5 protein-coding genes are annotated in these 4,764 nt (G+C 69.3%); 1 reads left to right on the forward strand and 4 read right to left on the reverse strand.

Annotation, left to right across the window (positions count from 1 at the left end):
- Positions 1–73: 73 nt before the first annotated feature.
- Positions 74–1,198: a hypothetical protein gene (locus tag V6M46_RS00755; protein ID WP_332661768.1), complete on the forward strand. Its 1,125-nt coding sequence runs from the start codon at positions 74–76 to the stop codon at positions 1,196–1,198.
- Between the two features lie 5 nt (positions 1,199–1,203).
- Here the strand turns inward: V6M46_RS00755 and V6M46_RS00760 are convergent, their stop codons facing one another.
- From V6M46_RS00760 to V6M46_RS00775, 4 genes are all read right to left on the reverse strand, one after another.
- Complete coding sequence (locus V6M46_RS00760; protein WP_332661769.1) at positions 1,204–1,641, reverse strand: hotdog fold thioesterase; 438 nt, start codon at positions 1,639–1,641, stop codon at positions 1,204–1,206.
- The gene (locus V6M46_RS00765) at positions 1,638–2,402 is read right to left on the reverse strand and encodes a methyltransferase family protein (RefSeq protein ID WP_332661770.1); all 765 of its coding nucleotides are present in this window, start codon (positions 2,400–2,402) and stop codon (positions 1,638–1,640) included. The genes V6M46_RS00760 and V6M46_RS00765 overlap by 4 nt, the downstream gene beginning before the upstream one ends.
- Positions 2,403–2,450: 48 nt before the next feature.
- A complete protein-coding gene (locus tag V6M46_RS00770; RefSeq protein WP_332661771.1) occupies positions 2,451–3,476 on the reverse strand; it encodes an alpha/beta fold hydrolase in 1,026 nt (341 codons plus the stop codon).
- 87 nt (positions 3,477–3,563) lie between these two features.
- Positions 3,564–4,454: an alpha/beta fold hydrolase gene (locus V6M46_RS00775; protein WP_332661772.1), complete on the reverse strand. Its 891-nt coding sequence runs from the start codon at positions 4,452–4,454 to the stop codon at positions 3,564–3,566.
- Between the last annotated feature and the right edge of the window lie 310 nt (positions 4,455–4,764).

The following is a 4,764-nucleotide window of genomic DNA, read 5'->3' on the forward strand; positions in this document are numbered from 1 at the left end:
CCCAGCTCGAGCCGCCGGGCAAGGACTGGACGCCGGGCGCTGATCCTGAGGCCGCGCTGGCGAGCGAGCCCCGATGAGCGCCACGTGCGACGAGGCCGCCGAGCAGGTCACCCGCCAGCTCGGCTTCGACTGTCATGACGTCAGCCCGGTCGTCTCGGTGCGCAGCCCGTTCGACCTGGCCGACTGGTCGATGCCGGTCCTCGAGCTGCTGATCATCGCTGGTGCGGTCTTCGCGCTCGTGCACGCCGTACGCCGCTTCCGCGACGGCGACCCGGTCAACCTGGCGATGTGGTTCGCGCCGCTGGTCTACCTGTTCGTCACCGAGCCGCCGTTGTACTTCCCGGAGTGGTTCGGCCTGGACGAGCAGTTCGGCTTCATCTTCGCCCACAACCTCTTCACGGTGCAGTTCATGTGGGATCGGCTGCCGCTCTACATCATCGCGATCTACCCGGCGCTGACCCAGCTGGCGTACGAGCTGGTGCGGGTGCTGGGGATCTTCCGGCGTGGAGCCCTGGTGGGATCGGTGGCGGTCGCGTTCGTCTGCCAGGTCTTCTACGAGGTCTTCGACCAGCTCGGTCCGCAGCTGAAGTGGTGGGCGTGGAACGACGCCAACCAGGAGGTCAACCACCCGGCGCTCGCGTCGGTGCCGATGAACAGCATGGTGCTGTTCGCGTCGGTCTCGTTCGGCGTGATGACCTACCTCGTCGTACGCCTGACTGGCCCTTCGACAGGCTCAGGGAGCGAGGGGAGTGGCGAACCGCGTCGAGGCTGGTCGCTGACCTGGCGCATCGTGGTCGCCGGGGTGCTGGCCCCACCCGCGATGAGCCTGTTCGGCATCCCGTCGAGCATCTTCGGCGGCGACACCCCCAACGTCACAGCGCAGGCCTGGGTCCTCGGCATCGAGCTCGGCCTGATCTGGCTGGCGGGGGCGTGGATCCTGGTCACGCACGTGCGTCGACGCCACGAGTTCGAGCCGATGACGCCGTTCGCGCGGATCTACCCGGCCACGTACCTCGCCGTCATGGCGGTGCTGTGGCTCGGCGCCCTCCCGGACTTCCTCGATGCCACGAACGGCGTCACCACCGACGGCACCCCGATCGGCAGCGGGCTCTACACGATCGCCTGCTTCGCCGGCGCCCTCGGCGTACTGGCCGTGCTCCATTCCGGGCGACGTCGCGCTGCCGTCCTGACGGGCTGACCGCGTCAGCGCTCGACGATCGCCATGGTGCACCGCGACACGCAGACCAGCTTGCCGAGCTCGTCGGTGATGCGGATCTCCCAGACCTGGGTCCGACGGCCGAGCGCGACGGGTCGGGCGACACCCGTCACCGTTCCGGCCATGACCGGACGCAGGTGGTTCGCGTTGATCTCCATGCCCACGCAGTAGGCACGCTCGGGGTCGACGACGAACGTCGCCGCACAGCTGGCCAGGGTCTCCGCGAGCACCACCGAGGCGCCGCCGTGCAGCACCCCCGCCGGCTGCAGGGTGCGCGCGTCGACGGGCATCCGCGCGGCCAGATGCTCGGCGCCGACCTCGGTGAACTCGATCCCGAGATGGCCGATCAGGCTGCTGGCGCTGTGCCGGTTCGCGAGCTCCAGCGACGGTTCCGCGTACCAGATCGCGGTGGTGGTGGCGGTCATCGTGCTCCTCCTTGTGGTTCGAGCACCGCGCGCCGCCTGGGTCGGAGCCCGGGGATCAGCGAAGGCACTCGGGATGCGTACTCGTCGTAGGACGTACCGAACGTGCGCCGGAGATCACGCTCCTCGAACCACATCCCGACGGCGATGTAGCCGGTCGAGGCGACGGCGAAGAGCAGGTGGGACGCGCCCATGTGTGGAGTGGCCCAGAAGGCCAGCAACAGCCCGGTCATCAGCGGATGCCGCACGACGGCATGGAGACCACCGGTCTGCAGGCCGGAGCTCGCGGCGTCACGCGGACGCACCCAACCGGCCTGCCGGAGCCCGATGAGCTCGAGGTGATCGACCGCGAAGGTCGACGCGAGGGCGAGGATCCAACCGGCCGCGCAGAGTGCCCAGAGCACGAGGGCGGCGGCGCCGTCGACGTGCCAGATCTCACCGCCCCACGGTTGCCACAGCGCGACCAGCAGGGCCAGACACGTGTTCGTGGCAAGGACGTACGTGGTGCGCTCGAGTGCTGCCGGCATCCGTCGGCTCAGCCACGACTTGACCGATCGACGCGCCATCACGGAGTGCTGCACGGCGAAGAGGCCCAGGAGCGCCAGGTCGATCGTGATCGCCCAGGTCGTTGTCGTACGCCCCGGTCCGTCGACCGTCCGGGGCACCACGACGTTCGCGAGGAACGCCATCGTCCACACGGTGATCGCGACGAAGCCGCACCACGCGGTGGCGGAGATGAGGAGGTGGAGAAGGCGTCGAGTCATGGCTCCATGCTCCCGGGGCCGCGGCCTCGGCACAGCCGTGGAAATACCTCACTTGGGTGGGTTGGTCGCCACGTACCACGCGGCCACCTGGGCGCGCGATCTGAACCCGAGGCGCAGCCGGATCCGCTCGAGGTGAGACTCCGCCGACCGCTCGGTGATGCCCAGGCGGTCGGCCAGCTCACGGTTCGTGAGGCCGTCGGCGACGAGGGCAGCGACTTCCGTCTGGCGCGCGGTGAGCCCGGTCGGCACCTCGCGGCGCAGCCGTGGCAGTCCGAGGAACCGCCGCACCTCGTCGACCACGGATTGCGCGTCCCCGATCGCGGGAAGGTGCGAGCGGCCCTCGAGCTCCACGAGCTCGGCCCCCGCGATGCCGTCGGCGAGGGCCCGGCCTCCGGCAATCGGCGCCGCTCGGTCCTCGCTCCGGTGCAGCACCAGCGTCGGCGCTTCGACCCGCTCGAGGGCCGGACGTACGTCCAGCTCGTACGCGAGGCTCAACAGGGCGACCGCTGTCTCGGCGGACGACGCCGCGCGCTGGTAGCCGGCGAGAGCGCGGCGGGTGCCGGCATCCGTGTCGGGGGCGAAGAGATTGGTGAGCAGGTCCGATCCGAGGCCCCAGTGGCTCGCCAGCAGGCCGAGGATGTGCCGTTTGCTGTCCTCGTCACCGATCGAGTCACCCGTGGCCCAGCCGCCGTACAGCACCAGCCTGGAGACGGTCTCGGGTCGATCGGCGGCCCATTGCGCGGCCACCGCCGCACCCAGCGACAACCCCAGGAGGTCGAAGCTCGGCTCGCCGATCGCCTCTGTCACGGCGGCGATCGTCTCGAGCTCGAGCGCCATCGTGCGGGGGCCTTCGTACGCGTCCGAGAGGCCGCAGCCCGGGCGGTCGTAACGCACCAGCGTGCGGCCCGACGACAACGCCTCGTGGAACATCCGCTCGGCGGGGATGGCCCATCCCAGCTCCAGGTGACTGAGCCACCCCGGCGCCACCAGGAGCAACGGGCCGGAGCCGGTCAGGGCGTACGCGACCCGTCCACCACTCGCCAGGGGCGCCATGCCCATGCGCTGCACCGCCACGCGACCAGTAAACCCCAGCGCCTCGGTGTCGAGAGGACATCGGCAATCGAATCGGGCAGCGGTAGATAGCGGCGCATTGGCAGATTGTCAGCTTGGCGAGTCCTCGGACCCTTCGGGGGCCGAGGTCTGCTCATGATGCGGCTCATCATGGGCGATGAACTCACGGAGCACACTGGCGAAGCGGTCCGGGTCGTCCAGGTGCGGGAAGTGACCCGCGCCCTCGAAGATCTCGACGTGGCAGTCGGGGAGCTCCTTCTCCACGCTGAGCGCATGCGATGCCGGGATCATCCGGTCCTTCGACCCCCACACGATCATCGTCGGGATGGGCAACGCACCCTCCAAGTGGTCGTGGGCGCTGATGCTCTGCCCACCGATGTCGATGACGGCACGGGTCGTGGCGAGGAAGGCGCGCCGACTCTCACTGTTCTGGAGCGAGCTGAAGCCCCGCCAGATCGCGCCGACGTCAGCGCCCGGACGCCACCCGACCTTCGCGGCGCCACGGCCGAGTGCCTCGACACGAGAGAGGACCGGTGCGGAGGCGATGACGCTCAGCACCCGCGCGGCACCGGGCAGCGTCGCGGACCGCAGCAGCACGTTCACCTCACGTCCGAGTCCGCCGCTGGAGACCAGGACGAGACGCTCGACCCTCTCCGGGAAGAGGTAATAGAACTGCATCGCGATGCCCCCACCGAGCGAGTGCCCGACGAGCGTGACCCTCTCGATTCCGAGGTGATCGAGCAGATCGCGCATCGCCGCGGCGTGCGCGCTGAGTGAGTAGTCCCCGAGCGGCTTCGCCGACTCGCCGTGACCGAAGAGGTCGGGCAGGAGCACCCTGTGATCGTCATCCATCCTGTCGATCAGGTGCTCCCACTGCCGCTGCGACCCGAGGATCCCGTGGATGAAGAGCACGACCGGTCCGGAGCCGCTGTCTACGTAGGAGAGGTCGTGGCCGTGCAGCGTGACCGTGTGTGGAGCCATGCGCGCCATGATGGCCATCCTCGAAATGGTCGTCGGACCGGGTACGCCCCCCAAGGTATGCCTGCCCGCGCGATGATGCCGGCGGGAGTGGCGCTGCGGCCAATCATCACAGGTGTCCGAGAAATCTGCGCAAATCGGCGGTAGGTGCATCCGGATCGCGGCGGTGCGACGCAATCAGGCGTCAGCGCCTCCGTCACGAGAGGTCGTCGAAGAGGTCGGTCAGCATCGGCGCACCAGGTTCCGCGGCCGGCCACGCGACCACATGCCACTCGTTCTTGATGCGCTTGTCCCACTGCTCGGGGTTGTCGGG

Origin of the sequence: Aeromicrobium sp., assembly GCF_036676885.1 — a bacterium.
Classification (GTDB): Bacteria; Actinomycetota; Actinomycetes; order Propionibacteriales; family Nocardioidaceae; genus Aeromicrobium.

Bases quoted from the DNA above. Each gene is read 5' to 3' on its own strand.
- V6M46_RS00755 (WP_332661768.1), top strand. From the start codon at position 74: ATGAGCGCCACGTGCGACGAGGCCGCCGAGCAGGTCACCCGCCAGCTC.
- V6M46_RS00760 (WP_332661769.1), bottom strand. From the start codon at position 1,641: ATGACCGCCACCACCACCGCGATCTGGTACGCGGAACCGTCGCTGGAG.
- V6M46_RS00765 (WP_332661770.1), bottom strand. From the start codon at position 2,402: ATGACTCGACGCCTTCTCCACCTCCTCATCTCCGCCACCGCGTGGTGC.
- V6M46_RS00775 (WP_332661772.1), bottom strand. From the start codon at position 4,454: ATGGCTCCACACACGGTCACGCTGCACGGCCACGACCTCTCCTACGTA.